Below are 19007 nucleotides of genomic sequence, written 5' to 3'. Positions count from 1 at the left end.
CGCCCTATGGCCCGCCGATCCCGGAGATCGCGCCTGCAAGGCCGCCCTACGATACCGCTTCGGTCTCGGCGCCAGCGCGTGCGAGGCGGATCGCCGTGTCGTCGAACCGCAGCAGGCGCCCGAGCCGCCAGACCAGCGCTTCCTCGAATTCATGAACGGTGCCATCGGCGCCGGCCACGGACCAGGCCATCGACAGCAGCCGCGCCCGCTCGGACTCACCGAATTCGTGGCCCATCATCTCCACCAGCAGCGCCATGTCGCGGGTCTGCGAATCGACACTGGCCGCGCGGGCGATGAGCGCCTCGGCCTGCTCGCGGTTTCCGGCGTAGCGCCCTTCCACGAGGCGGCACAGCCGCTCCGACTCGGCCCCGTCGAGGACGCCGTCCACCCGCGCCACATGGACGAGAAGGGCGATGGCCGCCAGACGCTCGTCGACCGCCTCCGCCTCCTCCGGGCTCGCGGACAGGCCGAACGCGTCGGCGGCATAGGCACGCAGGCGGGCGATGAGGGACATGGCGGTTCCTGACAGACGCCGCGAGCCTTCGAAGCCGCGCCGCCCTACGTCAAGGCGGCACGGACGGTCGCGGGACCGGGAGCCGGCCTGCGTGGCACAGTTGCATCAGGAAGACGACGCCGAGCACCTTGCCATCGGCCGATCGGACGGCTATGACCCCGCAACGATCCGACGCGCCACGCAGCGTCACACCACGGATCTCGCCGCAATAGCTCAGCTGGTAGAGCACCTCATTCGTAATGAGGGGGTCGGGGGTTCGAATCCCTCTTGCGGCACCAGCATCCTTTCGAGTTGCCGGTTTGTCCGTGATGAATTTGAGTGAGTGCCCGAGCGGTTCGGCACCGAAAGTTCAGTGCATCCTTGTCCTTACAGGCTGAGCCTTCCGTTGAAGCCGGCATCGCAGGCCATGGACGGGCCGAAGGGCTTCAGGAGTAGGCGACCAAGTGGGTCGCAGCATGATAAATTGCTCCGTCGAGCCTGTCTCGCCCCTCGGTCGGAGAGCATCGTAATCGTCATGGAAGACTGGAAAGATGGCGTCGATCCGGAGTTGTTCAACGCGGATCTCAGGCCGCAGGACGATGTCCTCATTGTCGGCGATATCGAGGCCATCAATCCACGCGGCGGAAAATTGACTTTGAAGAAAGGGAGTTTCTTCAAAGTCAGAATGTTGGGAGGCATCCTGTTCTGCCGTCCCAAGGGCGGCGGAAAGCACGACGAGATCGCAGTCATGCCAGCGGACTTCCGGAACGTTCAATTCCTGCAGCTGAAGGTGGTGCCCGTCGAATGACCGGCTACGGCACCAGCCGGACACGCCGAGGCGTTGGGACGGGCATTAAAGCGGATCGGCGGCGCGGGCGCCATTAACGGAATTCCACCGGTTTGCACCCGGTCTCCGGCCGAGCGACGACAGCGCGCACCAGGTTCCTGATTCGCACATTTTAGTGCCTCGGGCGTGGTTCAATCCAAGGCTCAAGACCGGCCGCATCGGGGCTCCCAGGGAGACCTATGGATCAACTGCTGAGACTGACGCTCCTCCTCAGCCGGTGGACGCGCCGCCGCTGGACGCGGACGGAAGCCATGATCGCATTGTCGGTCATCGCTTTCGCCTTCATCATCGGGATGATCGAGTGGGCCGGTTATTGGCCCGAGGCCCTGGTGGCCGAGAAGGTGCGTAGGGCGCCGATGAGGTTTTGAGGCACCCATCGGTGGCGATCTTCCCCCCAATTACGCGGTGATGCCAACGATCGGCGATCAGGTCGGCCGCCCGCGGATATCGGTGGGTTCTAGATTGTCGCCGAACACCCAGGCTGAAACCTTGAGTGGCGTCTCATTGGGAGCATCTAGGAAGAGGTAAAGATAATCGAACGAGCGTTGCTCATGATTCAGCACGCATTCGATGATCTGGATATCGTCCGTGAGCTTCGCCCATTCCGCGTTCGGCAGATCATAGACCCGATCTCCCTGCCTGCCCCACTTGGTGTAAAGGCCTCCGCTGATGACACCGCCCGGAATGCCATGCGCCATGGTGATCACCACGCGATGGGGAATGGAGACGAACGCATTACCGTTGATGGCGTGATCGCCCGCCACAGTCAGATCGATGTCGTTCGTGCGCCCCAGCCACGGCTCATTCCCGATACGGGGATTACCGGAAAGACCGTTTCCAGAGGTCATGAAAAGCGGGGGCAGCGCTTGCAACTCGCAGGTCGTCCACTGCCCGTTATGATAGACCACGATGCCGTTTCCTGCCTGGCTCATGTCGGGGCCGGAGCTTACGCCGACTGCTCTGCGAGGATTGAAGACGGGCATGAAAAGTTCCCCAGTCAGACGGTGGTGACGGCGTTCTCGGCAGCGAGCCGCGCCTTCAATTCAGGAAAGGGAACATCGGCGAGGGCCCGATCGGACAGACTGCCGTTGTTGAAAGCGAGCGCCGTGAGCATGCCGCAGGATTGAGCCCCGCAGGCCACGGTCTGCTCCATCCGCCATGACGAGCGCCAGATGGCATCCCCGCTTGCTCCCCAGGAGACGGTCAGGTTGGAGCATTGTCCCGGATGCGGCAGGAAACAACGAAGCGGCACGCCATAGTTCGGGCGCTCCCTGTAGCCGATCGACCCTTCCTTGCGCGCGTAACCTTCGGGGGTATTGTAGTAGTAGGGCGTGTGAATATCGGCATGGTACCCGCCGGTGGCCACGCTATCTTCGAAATTCCAGGCGCGACGTGTTGAAGGATCTTTCCTCAAGTGTTCGGCCGTCATCATGAACTGTCCCCAGATGCCACCGCCGTCGCGGATGTAGAACTGCGGTGGCCATCCTGGAAATAGCGTGTAGATCTCTTGGAACGTGTCGTCCGGGAGGAGCAGGGTCTGCATTGACTCGCGTCGACTTCTGGCGACATCCGGATGGTTCGCGGTCACCCAATGTGACCCCATGGTGATCCAGGCTGCGCGCTCCACGATGCGTTCTCTTTCCGCATAGCTCGCCTCGCACCAGCCGTTCGTGAAAGCGCCGGGGAGATCGCAGCCGTTCGTGCCATACCGGCCGGATTGGCGCGCCACGGTCGTGTCCACTGCTCGGACGGACCCGCCAAACGGGAAAAGGCTCCCCGCGGCACCCGTGCTCTGCGGACTGTTCGGCGCCTGTGACCTGTAGATGAGGTCGAGAATGCGACGGTCATCCGCTTGCGTCCAATCTGAAGGCTTCACCCATGGGAGCCCCCCTGGTTCGCCTTTGGCTCTTCGAAACAACTCGAAACGCCAACCATTGGCTTGGTTCGCCGCGGTGGCATCGCCCGTGTTGAGGCCCCGTTGAGGCGCCTGGGTGGCGAACCAGAACCTGTCGCCGCGTGTATCGACTAGAGTATGATCCTCGTTCTCATGCCGTGACGGGTTCCAACCTGGCGTCGACATCTTGCCGTTGCGGTCTTCGTGTTCGACTGGCGCATTGAACTGCGCTTGCCCCTCGCGACCGGAGCGCAGGCGAACTCCGGCAAGGCGGGCGAGGTCGTATTCGTACGAAGCATCATGGAAGTAATCGGCGACGATGAAATCGCCGCTTTCTAGCTCGACCATACTGATCCGCGCCGTGCCAGGGTGCTTATAAACCTTCTTAAGCCGAATATTGGTGCGTACATCGATCAATGGACTTGCTAAGTACACCGCATCCATTGCTGCGCGCATTTGGTTGGCGCTGACATTTTTCATCTCTCGGCGGTCGGTGAAGCCTAGGTTCTCGCCGATCTTCACGTTGACCCGCTTCGTCTTACCCCAGCGGCGCGTCGACCAATCACCGATGCCGAGACCACCGGCACTAGTACCGCCGATATGGCGGGTCCATTCGCCGATCAGGCAACGCGCGCCGGTCTCGACAGCATAGGCCGCGAAGGCCATCCCGGCCTGAGTGGCCCCATAGCAGAAGATATCGGTGTTGATGGTCGCCATCGTTACGCACCCGCCTGAAGTACGGCGAATGCAGCGCGCATCTTCGAAGCGGCGGCCTCGATCGAAAGCGTTTGTCCATCCGTCATCGGAGCTCCCGCCCAGACGAAGAATGGGGTGAGGTTCGAGAACCCGACGGCTTTGCCGCTCGGTGTGGTCTGAGCCAAAACGAGCATCTCGTAATTGTTGCCGCCCAGCGTAACCGACGCTGTGGGGACATCCTGAAACCGACGACGGTGGGCAAAGCGATATGTGGCCGCGCCGATACGGTTCACCGCGAAAAGTCCGCCTTGATCCTCGGTAGATGTAGTCCCGCTGAAGAGAACGTCGTTCGTGGTCTTGCCCGAGCGAGCACCGGCAGCGGTGAACGATTCCCGGTTCGGCGCGAGGCCAGTCGTATAGCTGCCCATGACAGAAGCGTTTGCACCGTCGGGCACATCATTCACCAAAGCCCCAAAACCGTGGTGATTCACGGCAAACTTGCTCGTATCTGCGCTTGGAACGTAAGTCGTATTTATGTATTGGTCGATCGAATTACCGGTAAAGCCTTCGTACTTGGTGAAAGCGATCTCGCTTCCGCTTGGTGAGACCTCGATCCACGCTACATTTCGAACGATGTCCTGCAGGGCCAGGGCTCGGGAGGGGCCGCCCAGAATCGCGCCCATGCTCATGTTTCTGAGCGCGCCTGAAACCCGGATTTCGCTCAGGAAGGTGGCGATGATCTCTCGCTCGGCTGTCGTAGGTTCGTAGGACGCCTTGGCGAAATAGGCGTCCGCCACGGCATATTTCAGCGCATCGATGCCGGAATTGTTGGTGTAGTCGGCGCGGACCGGGCATGTGCCAGCCTTGGCCATCGCGTAAATCGCGACCTTGGGCGGATGCATCCGGTAATAGGTTCCGCCACCCGGCTCCAGAGGCTGCGTCCACTCGGTGCCCTCCACCGGAGGTGCGCCGATGCCAAGCAGAAGAGTCTGATCCGCAGAATTGTTTGTAATATCGACGCTATTCAGGCCTCGATCTTCAGGAATAAGAACAACAATATCATTTCCTACCTTTGCGTGAGCAATAAAGGAATAAAATTTTTCGCCCAATCAAGCCTCCGGCTGTGCGATATGTTTTAGGAAAAGGGAGCGAGCGCGCCGTTTGACCGATATCTGCCGCAACGATCAAGAATGCGTGATCGATTATAGAAGGGATTGATGCGGTTGCAAAGCCTTCAATGGACGCTTTGACGCATATCGTACGAACTGCCGGAGAGGTCCTGTCCGCGACATCACGCAAAGGCTTCGGCTCGAACGCGCGAAGCGGACTCGTAGGAGGCGCATTTATGATGCGCTGCGGTCGGAGACCGCCCGAGTAGGCACGCGGTTCGTGCCGAATCGAGGAAGCGTCGTCTTGGGTGCCGATCTGGCCGTTTTGTCCCAGAGGAGGCGGAGGTTCAGGCCGCGGACAGGCGATCCGGGTACGGCTTGACCTCACCCATGCGTGTCATGCCGCGTGCTCGGTCGCCCGGCTCGAATTCGCCGGCGGGATCACGGATTGGGATTCCACCCGGTTCCGGCCCGCCGTCTTCGCCGCGTAGAGCGCCGCGTCCGCGGCACGGAGCAGTTGCGATGCGGTGAGGCCCACATGCCGTAGCGCGCCGTGGGCTGCGGTGACCCCGATGCTCACGGTGACGACACCACCATCCGGCAGGCCGGGATGGGGAATCGCCTGGCCCATCACCGCCAGCCGCAGGCTTTCGCCCACATCGCCGATCGTCTCGGCCGTGGCCCGGGGAACGAAGGCGGCGAATTCCTCCCCGCCGTAGCGGCAGACGAGGCCGCCCCAGCGGGCGAGATCGCGTTTCAGAGTGTCGGCGACGCTCACCAGGCAGCCATCGCCCTCGGCGTGGCCGGCCGTGTCGTTGAGACGCTTGAAATGGTCGATATCGACGAGGAGCACGCCGAACCATTCGTGTCGGGTCGCGGCAAGCTCCCAATGCTCGTCCAGCTGCTCGGCGAAGAGCCGGCGGTTCGCCGCACCGGTGAGAGGGTCGGTCTCCGAGAGGATCGTGAGTCGGGCGCAGGCCCGGGCCAGTTCGTCCGCCTGTTCCCTCTCCCGCAGACCGAGGAGGAAACTCTTCTTGCGGTCCCATTCGCGCGAATAGGCGAGCTTGATCGGCACCAGGATGAGCGCCGCCACGAGGAGGGGCACGCCCGTATGCCCATCCGGTCCGAACCCGGACACGAAGACGAAGCCGACATACAGCAGAAATGCCGATCCGCAGAACCACAGGCTGAACCGGAACGACAGGGGCGAGATCATTCCCACCACGAGGGGAACGATGGCGGCGAGGATGAGGTAGGTGTCGGCGTGCTCCTGCGGCACCATCCTGGCGCTGTTGAGGATGATCGCCATGTCCGCGAGTGCCGTGATCGTCGCGGCCGCTCCCTGCCGGCGCAGGGAGGGCCGCCCGCGCAAAGCCACGATCCACCCCAACGCGAGGGGAATGAAGACACCGACCGTCAACCCGGCGGGCACCGCGATCGCATCGCGGCCGAACAGATCGAAATCGATTTTCAACGAGATGATGTTGAAGAGGACGAAGACCAGCAGCCACGACTGCAAGTACAGGCCACGCGGAGGCACGTCCTCGGCATGGTATTGAGCTTCGAGGCGCTGCGGCAGGCGAAGGCGATGCCAGGGCCGGCTCAATCCGACCTCGATGGACGTGGGCATCAGGTCACGACGCTCCGGCGCGGTTAGTTCAACTGTTCCGCCGCATCATAAAATGAGAGCACCGTAAACGCAAAGGTCGCCCTCCCCCGCTTCGTTTGGCGTTTCGACGGCGCAGCGACGAGGCGCGAGCCGATCGGGGGGACGCATCAATCGGAGCCGGGGCCTTTCGCAAAGCCGGCCAGGGTGAAGAGGTCGACGGACAGTTTGGCGCCGACGACGAAGGCATCCGGAATGGGCTTGCGATAGGTGGGAAACCGGGTCTGGTCCGGGTCGACGATGTATTGCAGGTTCGGCGTCAGGCGGATCGCGGGCGTGACCTGGATGCCGTAATTGAGCTCCATCATCACCTGCCGGCTCGGGATCTTGCGATCGATGCCCAGCGCGGCCTGGGCCAGCCGGATGTTCTGCAGGGCGAGATCGCTGAACGCCTGCGTGTTGATGACGAAGCCCAGCGTATCGAAGGGCCGGCCGGCGAAGGTGCCGGTCTGCAGGGCGCCGATCTCGAGGAAGTAATCCTCGTTGAGACGCCCCGACGTGCCGGCCATGGCGACGCCGAACAGGGTCAGCCCCTGGGGCGCGGTGGGGTCGGGCCGCCAGACCATCTGGTCGAACCGGGCATAGACGCCCGAGCGCCCGAACCGGGTGCCGAGGGGCAACCCGGTGAGAACCGCCGGCCGGCCGGTGACGTCGCGCATGGGATCGACATAGTCGGAGGCGTCGTACCAGCCGCCGATCCCGTAATTGCGCGGCAGGCGATCGTTGGCGAAGGTGGTGGAATAGCCGAGCTCGAACGGCATGATCGCGCCGGTGGCGCCCTTGGTGGAGAAATCGAGGCCGTTGTCGCCCGGCTGCTGGTGCAGCGGGTTCACTTCGTAGATTCCGCCATGGACGAACACCCTGTCGGTGAGCCAGGCCTTGGCGTGCGCGCCCCAGCTCGCCACCGGCCAGAAGGTGAAGTTCGAGGTCTTGAACACGAAGGTCGGGTTGCCGCAGGCGGAATTCGATTGAAAATTGCAGTAGATCGGTGAGTTGAGGAAGGCGATGTTGGCAACCAACCGCCCGAACTCGACGTCGAGCCGATTGTCGAACAGCTTCTGCTGGTAGCTGAGCAGCGTGAGCCGCGTCGTCTGCCCGCCGCCGAAGATCTCCTGGACCGAGGTGTTGTTGCCGATGGAATCGTCGGAGAGGCTGCGCCCGTGGCGGTTGGTGACCGCGATGTGGAACGAGCCGCCCGCGATCCCGGCGAGGCGGTCGAGGTCGCCGTCGATGCCGAAGAAGAGCTGCCCCGCGTAGGCCGAGCCCTGGCGAATGCCGCCGATCGGGTTCGCGGCTGCCTGGCCCGTGTAGTTGGCGCTCAACGCGAGTCCATTGCCGATATCGAACACGCCGACCGGCAGGGTCGCCGGGGTCGCGCTCTGCCCGAGGGTATCGGCGGCGCCGGCCGCGCTGTCGGCACCGGTGATGTCCTGGCCGTCCGGCTGGCCGGCGGTCGTGCCGCGCGGCGCCATCTGCGCGAGGGTCCCGGACGTCGTCGCCGCGCAAAGCGCGAGCGCTGCGAGTATCGTCGGTCCTGCCTTCATCCTGTTCCCCCCTCGATGATTCCGATGCTGTCGCGGATCCGCTCCTGCTGCCGGCTCCGATGCGTGTCCCTCTCACCTCCACGGGAGGGGGTGGCCCTCGCGTGAGCGGGGGTCGGGAGAGGGGGGCGCGTTGTCCGGAAAGGTCGTCCCCTCTCGTGCTCGATGAGGGCTGTCAGGCCGACCGCTTCTTCAGCAGCCCCACCATCAGGCCCGTGACGACCGTCCCGGCCACGAGGGCGATCACGGCCCAGGGCAGGTTCGTGACGGCATTGGGGATCGGCAGCACGAACAGGCCGCCATGGGGCACCTTCAGGGTCACGCCGGCGGTGAGCGCGATGGCGCCGGCCAGGGCCGAGCCCGCGACCATGGAGGGGATCACCCGCAGGGGGTCGGCCGCCGCGAAGGGAATCGCGCCCTCGGTGATGAAGGCGGCGCCGAGCACCGCCGCCGCGCCGCCGGCCTCGCGCTCGGGTTGCGAGAAGCGGTTCGGGAACAGCCGGGTGGCCAGCGCGATCCCGAGCGGGGGCGTCATGCCGCCGAGCATCACCGCCGCCATGGGCGCGTCGACGCCGGAAGAGAGCAGGGCCGCGGCCGAGGCATAGGCGGCCTTGTTGATCGGGCCGCCCATGTCGACGGCCATCATCCCGCCGAGGATCAGGCCGAGGACGAGGGCGCTCGCCCCCTGCATGCCCTTCAGCCAGTCGGTGAGGCCGGCCAGAATCGCGGCGACGGGCACGCCCACCACGTAGATCATCATCAGTCCGGTGATGGTGGTGGCGAGCAGCGGCAGGATCAGGACGGGTTTCAACCCTTCGAGATTCCGGTGCAGCCGGATGTGTCGATTGAGGAAGCGCGTGACGTAGCCGGCGATGAAGCCCGCCGCGATGCCGCCGAGGAACCCGGCCTGGAGGTTCGCCGCCAGCATACCGCCGATCATGCCCGGTGCGATGCCGGGCCGGTCGGCGATGGAATAGGCGATGTAGCCGGCCAGGGCCGGGACGATGAGGGCGAAGGCCGCCTTGGCACCGATCTCGCCCAGCGCGTAGCCGAGGCTGCCGGCATGGTCCGGCTTCATTGCGTCGATGCCGCCGACAGCGAAGGCCAGGGCGATGAGGAGGCCGCCCGCCACCACGAAAGGCAGCATGAAGGAGACGCCGGTCATCAGGTGCTTGTAGGCGCCGGCCCTGCTCTCGGCGGCGGCCGGCCGGGATGGCGTCTCCTCCGTCTCGGCACCATGCCCCTGCCCCTGGACCTGCGCTTCGGCGAGAGCGGTGGCGATCAGCCCTTTCCCGTCGCGGATCGCCGCCTTGGTGTTGGTGGCGTAGAGCCGCTTGCCGGAAAAGCGGGAGCGGTCGACCCCGGTATCGGCGGCGATGAGGACGATGTCGGCCGACGCGATCTCGGTGGCGGTGAGCGCATCGCGGGCACCCACCGAACCTTGCGTCTCCACCCTCACCTCGTGGCCCAGCGCCTGCGCGGCGGCCTGGATGCCTTCCGCCGCCATGAAAGTGTGGGCGATGCCGGTGGGGCAGGAGGTGACGGCGACGATCCGCATCCTACCGCCCGCGTCGGGCGCTGCCGGCGCGGTGTCACTGTCCGTCAGGAAGCGACCGAGCACCGAATCGGCGTCGGTCAGCACCTCCTCGATACCGATCCGGACCTTGCGCATGGTGCCGAAACGACCCTCCCCGAGATCGCCCTCTCCGATCAGCAGGACGGAATCGCCCCGGGCGATGGCGGATTCGGCCAGCGGATTGCCACCGACCCCCTTGCCCCTGAGTTCGAGGTCGAGGGCCTGCCCGAGGCGGGCGGCGGCCTGGCGCAGGGCCTCTCCGGCCAGCACCGCATGGGTGCCGAGATCCCCGCCCCCGACGACGGCCAACATCTGGGCCATGGTTTCCTCCGCCTGTTCTTGGTTGTGTCCGGGCCGCGCCCTTCGGATCCATCACCTCAGGGTGAGGTTCGGGGTGGGACGTTCATGGTCTCGACCCGCACGGTCTCGACGATGGCGAGGATGGTCCCTCGGCTCGGCAGATTGGCGCCGGGAAGGGTCAGCTTGCCGGCGGCGAAGGCCAGCGCCAGCCGCGCGGTCTCGGCCAGGGGCAGGCCCGCATGGAGGCCGGCGACGAGGCCCGCCACCAGGGCATCCCCCGCCCCCACGGTGCTCGACACCTCCGTCGGCGGCGGATGGGCGAGGAGCGCCTCGTCCCGCGTGACGAAGAGGGCGCCGTCGCCTCCCAGCGACACCACCACGAGGGGAATGCCGCGCGCGACCAGGGCACGCGCCGTGGCGACGACCTCCGGCAGGGTATCGAGGGGCCGGCCGGCCCAGTCCGCCAGTTCCTGGCGGTTGGGCTTGATCACCTCGGGGAGGTGATCGGACGCGAGGGCCGCCGTGAGGGCCGGGCCGGACACGTCCAGCACCACGCGGACGCCGCGCGCCGTCAACAGCTGCGTCAGGGCCGCATAGGTCTCGACCCCGAGCCCCCCCGGCAGGCTGCCCGCGAGGACGACGAGGCTCCCCTCCGTGGCGACCTGGCGCAGGACCGCCCGGATGGTGTCGAGCGCACCCGACGTCGCGGCGAGGCCTGGCAGGTTGATGTCCGTGGTCTCGTTGGAGGCGGCGTCGAGGAGTTTCAGGTTGGTGCGGGTCTCGCCGGGGATCCAGGCGAAGCGGTCGTCGATCCCCTTGCGGGCGAACAGGGCCTCGAACGGCGTGGCGTTGTCCGAGCCGAGGATGCCGGTGGCCGAGACCTTCGAGCCCCAATCGGCGAGGCAGGAGGCGACGTTGACGCCCTTGCCGCCCGCATCCGAGCGCACGGCGCGCGCCCGGTGGACGTGGCCCGGCGTCAGCGCGTCGAGGGTAACCGTCTGGTCGATGGCCGGGTTGAGGGTGACGGTGACGATGGCGGCGCTCATGCCTCGGCTCCTTCGAGGGCGCGGACGGCGGCGGCGTCCTCCTGGTCGCAGGCGCGGGCGGCGAGCGCCTGCAACTCGCCCATCTCCGAGGCCCGGAGCCGCGCCTTCACGGCGGGGACGTCGCGGGGTGTCATCGAGAGTTCGTGGACGCCGAGGCCGGCGAGGAGGCTCGCCCCGAACGGATCTCCGGCGATGCCGCCGCAGACGCCGACCCAGCGCTCGTGCCGCGCCGCGCCCGCACAGGTCATCCGGATCAGGCGCAGGACGGCCGGGTGCAGGCTGTCGGCCTCCGGCGCGAGCTCGGTGTTCTGGCGGTCGATGGCGAGGGCGTATTGCGTGAGGTCGTTGGTGCCGATGGAGAAGAAGTCGCAATATTTCGCCAGGGCGTCGGCCTGGATCGCGGCGGCCGGCACCTCGATCATGATGCCGATGGGCAGTGCCGGCGCGTCGAATTCGGCGCGGATACGCTCGCAATGGCCGCGCAGGGTAGCGATCTCGGGGATCGAGGTGATCATCGGAAACATGATCGACAGCGGGGCGTCCTTGCCCCCGGGCGCGTCGGCCGCGATGCCGTCCCTGGCGGCGCGGTAGAGGGCGCGCAGCTGCGGCTCCATCAGGTCCGGCCGGCGCAGCAGGAGGCGCGCGCCGCGCACGCCGAGGAAGGGATTCTCTTCCCTGGGCAGGTGGAGATGCGCCACCTGCTTGTCGCCGCCGATATCGAGCGCCCGCACGATCAGGGGCCGGCCCTCAAGGGCGCGCAGCATGGCGCGGTAGGTGGCGTATTGATCGTCCTCGGAAGGGGTGTCGCCCCGTTCCAGGAACAGGAACTCGGTGCGCATGAGGCCGACGCCTTCGGCGCCCTGGTCGAGGGCGAGCGGCACCTGCTCGGAATTGTTGACGTTGGCGCCGATGGCGACGGAATGCCCGTCCCTGGTGCGGGCGGGGAGCGCGCGCTCTCGTGCCTCTTCCTCGGCGGTGGCGCGCTGGCGGTCGCGCCAGTCGCGGGCCGAGGCGAGGTCGGCCTCGCTCGGATCGAGGTAGAGCCGGCCGGTGCCGCCGTCGAGGATCGCCGATCCGTGGTTCTGAAGGGCCATCAGCGTCGGCCCACCGGCCACCATCGCCGGGATGCCGAGGGTGCGGGCGAGGATCGCGGTATGCGAGGTCGGGCCGCCCTGGGCCGTGGCGAGGCCGATGACGCGGGACGGATCGAGCCCGGCCGTGTCGGATGGCGCGAGATCGGTCGCGATGAGGATGCAGGGCACGTCCGGCAGATCGTGGCCACTTTTTAGAGAGGGGTCGATCTGCGCAAGCACGCGCCGGCCGACATCGCGCAGATCGGCGGCGCGGGCGGCCAGAACCGGGTTGCCGAGGGCCGAGAGCCGCCCGGCCATCCGCTCCACCGCCGCGTTCCAGGCAAAGGCGACTCCGTGACCCTCGACCATGAGCTGGCAGGCCAGCGTGATCAGGTCGGTATCGGCGATGAGTTCGCCCTGAGCGCGGAAGATGCCGGCATCGGCCTTGCCGAGGCGGCGCTCGGTATCGTCGGCGAGCGCCCTCAACTGACCTCCGGTGGTGGCCAGCGCCGCGTGCAGGCGGTCTCCCCCCGTGGTGAGCGGCTCCGGCTCGTCCGGCACCGCGATCTCGGCGGTGGCCAGCACATGGATCGGACCGATACTGATGCCGGGGCTCGCCCCGATTCCCGCGATGGTGCGCGGCGAATCGGACGGGTTCCAGCCGGCGACCGGCCCGGCCGCCCTGGCGGCGGCGTCTTCGGCGGCCTTGGCGGACGCTTTTTCGCCTGCGGTGAGAGAAGTGACTGCGGCGCAGACCTTTGCCAGCGCCCCGGCCTCGTCGTCGCCCTCGGCCGAGATGGTCACTTCGTCGCCGCAGCGCAGGCCGAGCTGGAGCAGGGCGATGAGGTTCTTGGCGTCGGCGATCTCCGATCCGTGCCGGACTTGGATGCGGGCCGGGCAGAGCCGCGCCACCTCGACCCAATGCGAGGCCGGCCGGGCATGCAGGCCGGTGGGATAATCCACGGTCCAGTCGAAGCGCTGGCGCAGGTCGGCGGCGGGGCCGGCCGAGCCCGTCACGGGCGTATCCTCGGAAAGCGCCGCCGCGATGTCCTCCTTGGCATCGGTCTTCCGCAGGGTCGCGAGGCGCGCCTCGTCCTGGATCAGCCGCGTGAGCCGGCGCAGGATGGTGATGTGGGTGTCCGATTGCGCCGCGATGGCGACCACGAGATGGGCGATCTGGCCATCGTGCCACGCCACGCCGTCCGGCACCTGAAGGATCGCCAGCCCGCTCTCGCGCACCAGATGGCGGTCGTCGACCATGCCGTGGGGGATGACCACGCCGTGGCCGAGATAGGTGTTCGCCACCGTCTCCCGGCGCAGCATGCTCGCGCCATAGGCCGCATCGATGCAGCCCCCCGCCACCAGCAATTGCGACGCCTCGCGAATGGCGTCCTCCTTGGTCGCGGGCGTCGCGCCGAGGCGGATCAGCAATCGGGGTGTCAGGACCGGCGTCGGTGCGAGCATGGCGTGCCCTCCCTGTTGTCGTTGATGGCAATGAAAACGTTTTCACTCTTCCTGTCAACGACGACCGGCGAAATAATTCAGCTTGCCGCCTTGTCGACCTGGAATGGGAATGCCAGAACGTCGTCATGACGTTGAAAACGTTTCCTCCCGCCTGAGGCCGTCACCATGACGATCGGCATCCGCGACGTCGCCCGCGCCGCCGGGGTCTCCACCGCGACGGTCTCGCGCGCCCTCGGGCGCGGCCCGGTCAGCGATGCCTTGAAGCGTCAGGTGGAGGAGGCCGTGCGCCTCACCGGCTACCGCCCGAACCTGTCGGCGCGGCGCCTGCGCTCGCAAGCGACCCGGACCATCGGGCTGATCGTCGCCGACATCCGCAACCCGTTCTTCACGGCGGTGAGCCGGGCCGTGGAGGATGCGGCCTATGCGGCCGGCATGCGGCTGATCCTGTGCAACACCGACGAGGATCCCGACCGCGAGGCGATGTATCTCCGGCTGATGGAGGAGGAGCGCGTCACCGGCGTGATCTTCGCGCCCACGCGGATCACGGCGGACAGGCTCGCCGCCCGCGACCTCGACGTCCCCGTCGTCTTCATCGACAGGACCGGACCGCCCGGCGCCCATGACAGCGTCGTCCTCGACAACGAAGCCGCCGCCGCCCTCCTCGTGGACCATCTGATCGGGTGCGGCTACCGGCGGATCGGCGGCCTGTTCGGCTCCACCTCGTCCACCGCCCGGGAACGCCGGGCCGGCTACGAGACGGCGATCCGGCGCGCGGGCCTCGTGCCCGACATGCGCTCGGCGCCACCCAACGCCGCCGCTTCCGAACTCTGCGTCGGCCGCTGGCTCTCGGAAGCGACGCCGCCCGACGCGCTGATCCTCTCCAACGGGCTGATGCTGATGGGCGCGGTGCGTGCCGCCCGTGCGGCGGGCCTCGGCGTGCCGGACGATCTCGGCCTTGCCGGGTTCGACAACGATTCCTGGACCGACCTCGTCGAACCCGGCCTCACGGTGATCGAGCAACCCGTCGCCGAGATCGGCGCCCAGGCCATGTCGCTCCTGTTCGACCGCCTGAAAGCGCCGGACCAGCCGATCCGCAAGGTCACCCTGAGCGGACGGCTGGTGGTGCGGGGGTCTTCGCAGCGGGGGTGAGAGAGCGGCGGGTTGCCCGTTGGTGTGCAATCAACTCTGGTTCGATCGGGTGCCGTCGACCTAAAGGTCGACGATGGATCGAGCTTGACGATGCTGTCGCCCGATGATCTCTTGCAGACGGGCTGATGCAGCCTGCCGCTCGCGCCCCTGGGTACGGTGAATGCATCGAAGGATAAGGTCGCGATCCCTCAACCAGGGTCGGCCGGTCGGCAAGGCGAGCACTGACAGCGTGGTCGATCCGGTACGGGGATCAGCATGCCCACTGTTGACGATGCAAAGTCCATGGCCCGAGCTATGGAGGGCGCATTGCGCGCCAAGAACGTCACCCTCTCCCACGGCGAATGTCTCGACATCGTTGCTCGCCAGTTTGGCCTCAAGGACTGGAATGTCCTGTCTGCCCGAGCCAAGCGGTATGAAGCTACCGCGCAGCGGCGGGCTTCTCAGTTAAAGGGATGGGTATTCCTTTCCGAGCACCCGGATGTGTATGATCACGGGGCCGACGACGATCCTATCGCCCCTGGCGGCGGAACGGCGGTGATCCGTCTCGATCCCTTGCTTGGGCCACGCCGTTATCCCGAGCATTCTCGCGCCTTCGGATGCTACACGCAGACCATCTCGGCCGTGCCGTTCCATGGCAAGCGGGTGGAGATCAGCGGCAACCTACGCTGCCAGGATGTGAGCCATGGGGCGACACTCTGGGCCAGGGTGGACGGCATGCCGGGACATACCCTCAGCTTCGACAACCTTAAGGACGCCTCGGAGGGCTGGTTGTTCGGCACCATGTCCTGGATCGGCCGGAAGATTGTTCTGGACGTTCCCGCCGATGCAATCTCTCTCCACTACGGCTTTTTCCTGAAAGGCAAGGGAGCACTCTGGGCAGCCGACTTCGAGGTCAAAGAGGCACTCGCCGAAGCGCAGCTTACGTCGTCGCCGCCGGTGCAACACCGGAGAGCCCCTGCATGGCTCACTCCGACGAACCTGCAGTTCTCTGATGTGATCAACCTCCCGGCGATCGCTTTGTAATCACAGCCTCGTAGCTAGCGCAGTCCCGAAGTATGGTTCGCATGGGCGACGAAAGTCACGTCGACCATGCGAGCCGGATGGATGAAGACCGTTCCCCCCCTCACAAACGCATCCCTATGCCCCCGCAAACAACTCCGGCCGGCGCAGCCGCAGCGCGAAAAGCAACACCAGGGTCTTCATGTCGGTGATCTCGCCCCGGTCGCTCATGGCGGCGAGGGTGGCGAGGGGCATCTCGTGGACGGTGATGGTCTCGTGCTCTTCGGCGAGCCCGCCCCCGGGGCCGGAGCGGTCGGCGGCGGTATAGGCGCCGAGGAAGAGGTCCATCTGTTCGGTGGAGATGCCGGGCATGGACCAGCCGGTCGTCAGGCGTTCCAGGGTGCCGAGGCGGACGCCGGTCTCCTCGAAGGCCTCGCGGCGGGCACCGTCCTCGGGCTCGGATTCGTCGAGAAGCCCGGCCGGGACTTCGAGGAGCGACAGGGTGCCGGCGGCAAAGAAGGTGGGTGGCCGGAACTGCTCCACCAGCAGGGCCACGCGGCGCTCGGGATCGTAGGGCAGCACTCCGACCGCGCGGCCGTGATCCTCGATCTCGCGGGTCAGGCGCGTGCCGTCCGGCATCGTGACCTCGGCCACGAGAAAACGGCTCCAGCCATCGTGCAGGATGCGGGTGCCACGGATCACCGGCGCCATCGATTCGTTCCCGTCTTCCGGCCGCGGGCGGTCGCGCGGCCTTCTTCGGGATCACCTAACCGCCAGTTGCCGCATCAATGAGGCGAAGACGGTGCGGAATGAACGAGTTTTCAGGCTCCGCCCTTCTCGATGGTGAAGCTGAAGATGCCGTCGTCCCGGCCCTGACCGACGAGACGATCGCCCTCCTGGGTAACGAGATGGGGGATGTCGATCACCGAGACCGGATCGGTGCAGAGGATGGTCAACTGCGCCCCCGGTTCCAGGCCGCGTAGGGCCTTGCGGGTGCGCAGCACCGGCAGGGGGCATTTCAGGCCGCTGAGATCGAGGACGGGCGGCGCGTCGGTCATATCAGCCCCGCGATACGAAAACCCCGCCCGAGGCCGGAGCCTGGAGCGGGGCGTGAGCCGAAGACGAGGCTCGGTGGATGATGTCAGTAGCCGTAGGCCGGATAGCCGTAGGCCGGGGCGTAGCCATAGGCGGGCGCGTAGCCATAGGCCGGGGCATACCCGTAGCCGCCGTTATAATAGCCGTAGCGGGGAGCCTGGCTCGCCGCGATGGCGCCGCCGATGATACCCAGGGCGGCACCCGCCGCGAGGGCTCCGCCAATGCCGGGTCCACGGCGATAGCCGCCGCCGTAATAGCCGCGACGGTAGCCGTAGCCGCCGCCGTAATAGCGGCCGTAACGCACGGTCTCCACGGCCGAACCGCTGCCGGCGACCTGCGCCGAGGTCAGCGCGGGCATCGGGGCGGCCTGTGCGCCGGAGAGAGGAGCTGCCGCCAGACCGACGGCGGTCGAACCGGCAAGGACCAGGGACATGATGCGCGACATGCGTGCGATCTCCAATTACGAGTGAACCTGATCCGTAAAAACACCATCTCCGATGAACCGTTCCGGAACAGACGAGGCACTATCGGCCGGACGTGTGCTCCGACACAATTGTCGTGACCAGAAGACGTGGTTTCATGGTCAATGCCGTCTCTTCAGAACACGCATTCGGTGAAGGCCGGCTCCACGGAGCGGCGCCACGGACCTTCGTAATCGGCGAGCCTGTCCTCCGCCCGCGAACGACCGCTGGCGACGATGGCTTCCAAAGGTTGCAAATGATGTGTCTCGTCGCGCCCCTGCTCATCGCGGCGCCCGCGCGCCTCGAGGCCCTTGCGGGCGATGGCCAAGGCTTCCGCCGCCACGGTTCCGAGACTGCGGCCCGCGATCGGCGTGGCGAGGCCGAGGCGCGGGACCATGGCGCGCAGGCATTCCCGCTCGGAGGCGCTCCAGGCCTTGGCGATGTCCCAGGCCGCCGCGAGCCCGGCCTCGTCGTAGAGAAGGCCGACCCAGAAGGCCGCCTGCGCGACGATCATGTCCGCGCCGCCCACATCCGAGCCGCGCATCTCGATGTAGCGCTTCAGCCTGACCTCGGGGAAAGCGGTGGAGGCGTGGTTGGCCCAGTCGGACATCGTGGCCCGCTCGCCGGGAAGGGCCGCGAGGCGCCCATCCATGAGGTCGCGGAACGAGGCGCCGCTGACGTCGTGATAGGTCTCGCCGCGCTTGACGAAATACATCGGCATGTCGAGCAGCCAGTCGACATAGGCCTCGTAGCCGAACCCGGCCTCGAAGGCGCGCGGCAGCATGCCGGTCCGGTCGGCGTCGGTGTCGCGCCAGATCTCCGAGCGGCGGGAGAGGAAGCCGTTGGGGCGGCCATCGGTGAAGGGAGAATTGGCGAACAGAGCCGTCGCCACCGGCTGCAGCGCCAGGGCGACGCGCATCTTGGCCGCCATGTCGGCCTCGGAGGAGAAGTCGAGATTCACCTGCACCGTGGCGGTGCGCAGCATCATGTCGAGGCCGAGGGAGCCGACCTTGGGCATGTAGCCGGCCATGATCTTGTAGCGGCTCTTGGGCATGACCGGCGTGCCCTCACGCGTCCATTTCGGGCTCATGCCGAGGTCGAGGAAGCCGATGCCGAGGGGATCGGCCGCCCGAGCGGTGGCTTCGAGATGGATGCGCAGCTCACGCTCGGTGGCGTGGACGTCCGGAAGCGGCGCGCCGGAGAGTTCGAACTGCCCGCCGGGCTCGAGGGAGATCGCACCGCCATCCGCGCCGGCGAGGCCGATCAGGTGGCCCGCATCCTCGATCGCCTCCCAGCCGGTCTCGCGCGCGACGCCTTCGAGCAGGGCGCGGATGCCGGTCTCGCCCTCGTAGGGGACGGGCGAGTTGCCGTCCCGGTAGAACGGGACCTTCTCGTGCTCGGTACCGACGGCGAAGCGCTCGCGCGGTTTCTCGCCCTCGGCGAACCACGCGATCAGTTCGTCCCGCTTCGTCAGCGGTGTGGTGTCGGACGTATCGCGCGCCATGCGCTGCCTCGTGGTGAAGGTCGTTTGTGGTGAGAGGCGCGCCGGACCGCAGCGGAGGAGCCTCCTGAGAGATGGCGACTCCTTAGTCCAGCGG

17 protein-coding genes and 1 tRNA gene are annotated in these 19007 nt (G+C 66.7%); 5 read left to right on the top strand and 13 right to left on the bottom strand.

Features of this window, described 5'->3' with window-relative positions:
- Positions 1 to 46 precede the first annotated feature (46 nt).
- Positions 47 to 514, bottom strand: coding sequence for a TerB family tellurite resistance protein (locus A3OM_RS0104570; protein WP_018042547.1), 468 nt, complete (start codon positions 512 to 514; stop codon positions 47 to 49).
- A gap of 202 nt (positions 515 to 716) precedes the next feature.
- Here A3OM_RS0104570 and A3OM_RS0104565 point away from each other — a divergent pair.
- From A3OM_RS0104565 to A3OM_RS0104555, 3 genes are all read left to right on the top strand, one after another.
- Positions 717 to 792: transfer RNA gene (locus A3OM_RS0104565), tRNA-Thr, on the top strand.
- A gap of 236 nt (positions 793 to 1028) precedes the next feature.
- Positions 1029 to 1301 carry a hypothetical protein gene (locus A3OM_RS0104560; protein WP_018042546.1) on the top strand — a complete coding sequence of 91 codons (273 nt, stop codon included), beginning with the start codon at positions 1029 to 1031 and terminating at the stop codon, positions 1299 to 1301.
- Positions 1302 to 1519: 218 nt separating this feature from the next.
- Positions 1520 to 1708 carry a hypothetical protein gene (locus tag A3OM_RS0104555; protein ID WP_018042545.1) on the top strand — a complete coding sequence of 63 codons (189 nt, stop codon included), beginning with the start codon at positions 1520 to 1522 and terminating at the stop codon, positions 1706 to 1708.
- A 57-nt stretch (positions 1709 to 1765) separates the two neighbouring features.
- On the opposite strand, the gene A3OM_RS25690 is transcribed toward A3OM_RS0104555, so the two are convergent.
- From A3OM_RS25690 to ptsP, 8 genes are all read right to left on the bottom strand, one after another.
- Positions 1766 to 2323: a hypothetical protein gene (locus tag A3OM_RS25690; RefSeq protein ID WP_157196432.1), complete on the bottom strand. Its 558-nt coding sequence runs from the start codon at positions 2321 to 2323 to the stop codon at positions 1766 to 1768.
- A 14-nt stretch (positions 2324 to 2337) separates the two neighbouring features.
- Positions 2338 to 3951 (bottom strand): FAD-dependent oxidoreductase, encoded by a 1614-nt coding sequence (locus tag A3OM_RS0104545; protein ID WP_018042543.1) that lies wholly within the window; start codon positions 3949 to 3951, stop codon positions 2338 to 2340.
- 2 nt (positions 3952 to 3953) lie between these two features.
- On the bottom strand, positions 3954 to 5039 hold the full coding sequence (locus A3OM_RS0104540; RefSeq protein WP_157196431.1) for a hypothetical protein: 1086 nt from the start codon (positions 5037 to 5039) through the stop codon (positions 3954 to 3956).
- A 397-nt stretch (positions 5040 to 5436) separates the two neighbouring features.
- On the bottom strand, positions 5437 to 6669 hold the full coding sequence (locus A3OM_RS0104535; protein ID WP_018042541.1) for a diguanylate cyclase: 1233 nt from the start codon (positions 6667 to 6669) through the stop codon (positions 5437 to 5439).
- A 146-nt stretch (positions 6670 to 6815) separates the two neighbouring features.
- Positions 6816 to 8177, bottom strand: a complete 1362-nt coding sequence (locus tag A3OM_RS0104530) for a carbohydrate porin (protein ID WP_018042540.1) — start codon at positions 8175 to 8177, stop codon at positions 6816 to 6818.
- A 244-nt stretch (positions 8178 to 8421) separates the two neighbouring features.
- Entirely contained in the window at positions 8422 to 10143 is a 1722-nt protein-coding gene (locus A3OM_RS0104525) for a fructose-specific PTS transporter subunit EIIC (protein WP_018042539.1), read from the bottom strand.
- 56 nt (positions 10144 to 10199) lie between these two features.
- Positions 10200 to 11168 carry a 1-phosphofructokinase gene (gene pfkB, locus A3OM_RS0104520; protein ID WP_018042538.1) on the bottom strand — a complete coding sequence of 323 codons (969 nt, stop codon included), beginning with the start codon at positions 11166 to 11168 and terminating at the stop codon, positions 10200 to 10202.
- A complete protein-coding gene (gene ptsP / locus A3OM_RS0104515; protein ID WP_018042537.1) occupies positions 11165 to 13705 on the bottom strand; it encodes a phosphoenolpyruvate--protein phosphotransferase in 2541 nt (846 codons plus the stop codon). The genes pfkB and ptsP overlap by 4 nt, the downstream gene beginning before the upstream one ends.
- A gap of 165 nt (positions 13706 to 13870) precedes the next feature.
- Between ptsP and A3OM_RS0104510 the strand changes: the two genes are divergently transcribed.
- Both A3OM_RS0104510 and A3OM_RS0104505 read left to right on the top strand, forming a co-directional pair.
- Complete coding sequence (locus A3OM_RS0104510; RefSeq protein ID WP_018042536.1) at positions 13871 to 14854, top strand: LacI family DNA-binding transcriptional regulator; 984 nt, start codon at positions 13871 to 13873, stop codon at positions 14852 to 14854.
- A gap of 255 nt (positions 14855 to 15109) precedes the next feature.
- Positions 15110 to 15877, top strand: a complete 768-nt coding sequence (locus A3OM_RS0104505; protein ID WP_018042535.1) for a glyoxalase superfamily protein — start codon at positions 15110 to 15112, stop codon at positions 15875 to 15877.
- Positions 15878 to 15991: 114 nt separating this feature from the next.
- Here A3OM_RS0104505 and A3OM_RS0104500 read toward each other — a convergent pair whose 3' ends face one another.
- From A3OM_RS0104500 to A3OM_RS0104485, 4 genes are all read right to left on the bottom strand, one after another.
- The gene (locus A3OM_RS0104500; protein ID WP_018042534.1) at positions 15992 to 16564 is read right to left on the bottom strand and encodes an NUDIX hydrolase; all 573 of its coding nucleotides are present in this window, start codon (positions 16562 to 16564) and stop codon (positions 15992 to 15994) included.
- A gap of 110 nt (positions 16565 to 16674) precedes the next feature.
- On the bottom strand, positions 16675 to 16911 hold the full coding sequence (locus A3OM_RS0104495; RefSeq protein WP_018042533.1) for a sulfurtransferase TusA family protein: 237 nt from the start codon (positions 16909 to 16911) through the stop codon (positions 16675 to 16677).
- Positions 16912 to 16994: 83 nt separating this feature from the next.
- The gene (locus A3OM_RS0104490; protein WP_018042532.1) at positions 16995 to 17393 is read right to left on the bottom strand and encodes a hypothetical protein; all 399 of its coding nucleotides are present in this window, start codon (positions 17391 to 17393) and stop codon (positions 16995 to 16997) included.
- 152 nt (positions 17394 to 17545) lie between these two features.
- Positions 17546 to 18913, bottom strand: coding sequence for a glutamate--cysteine ligase (locus tag A3OM_RS0104485; RefSeq protein ID WP_018042531.1), 1368 nt, complete (start codon positions 18911 to 18913; stop codon positions 17546 to 17548).
- Between the last annotated feature and the right edge of the window lie 94 nt (positions 18914 to 19007).

Source organism: Methylobacterium sp. 88A (genome assembly GCF_000376345.1).
GTDB classification, from domain to species: domain Bacteria; phylum Pseudomonadota; class Alphaproteobacteria; order Rhizobiales; family Beijerinckiaceae; genus Methylobacterium; species Methylobacterium bullatum.
Note: the sequence above shows the minus strand (reverse complement) of the source record. Positions and strands in the feature narration are given on the sequence as shown.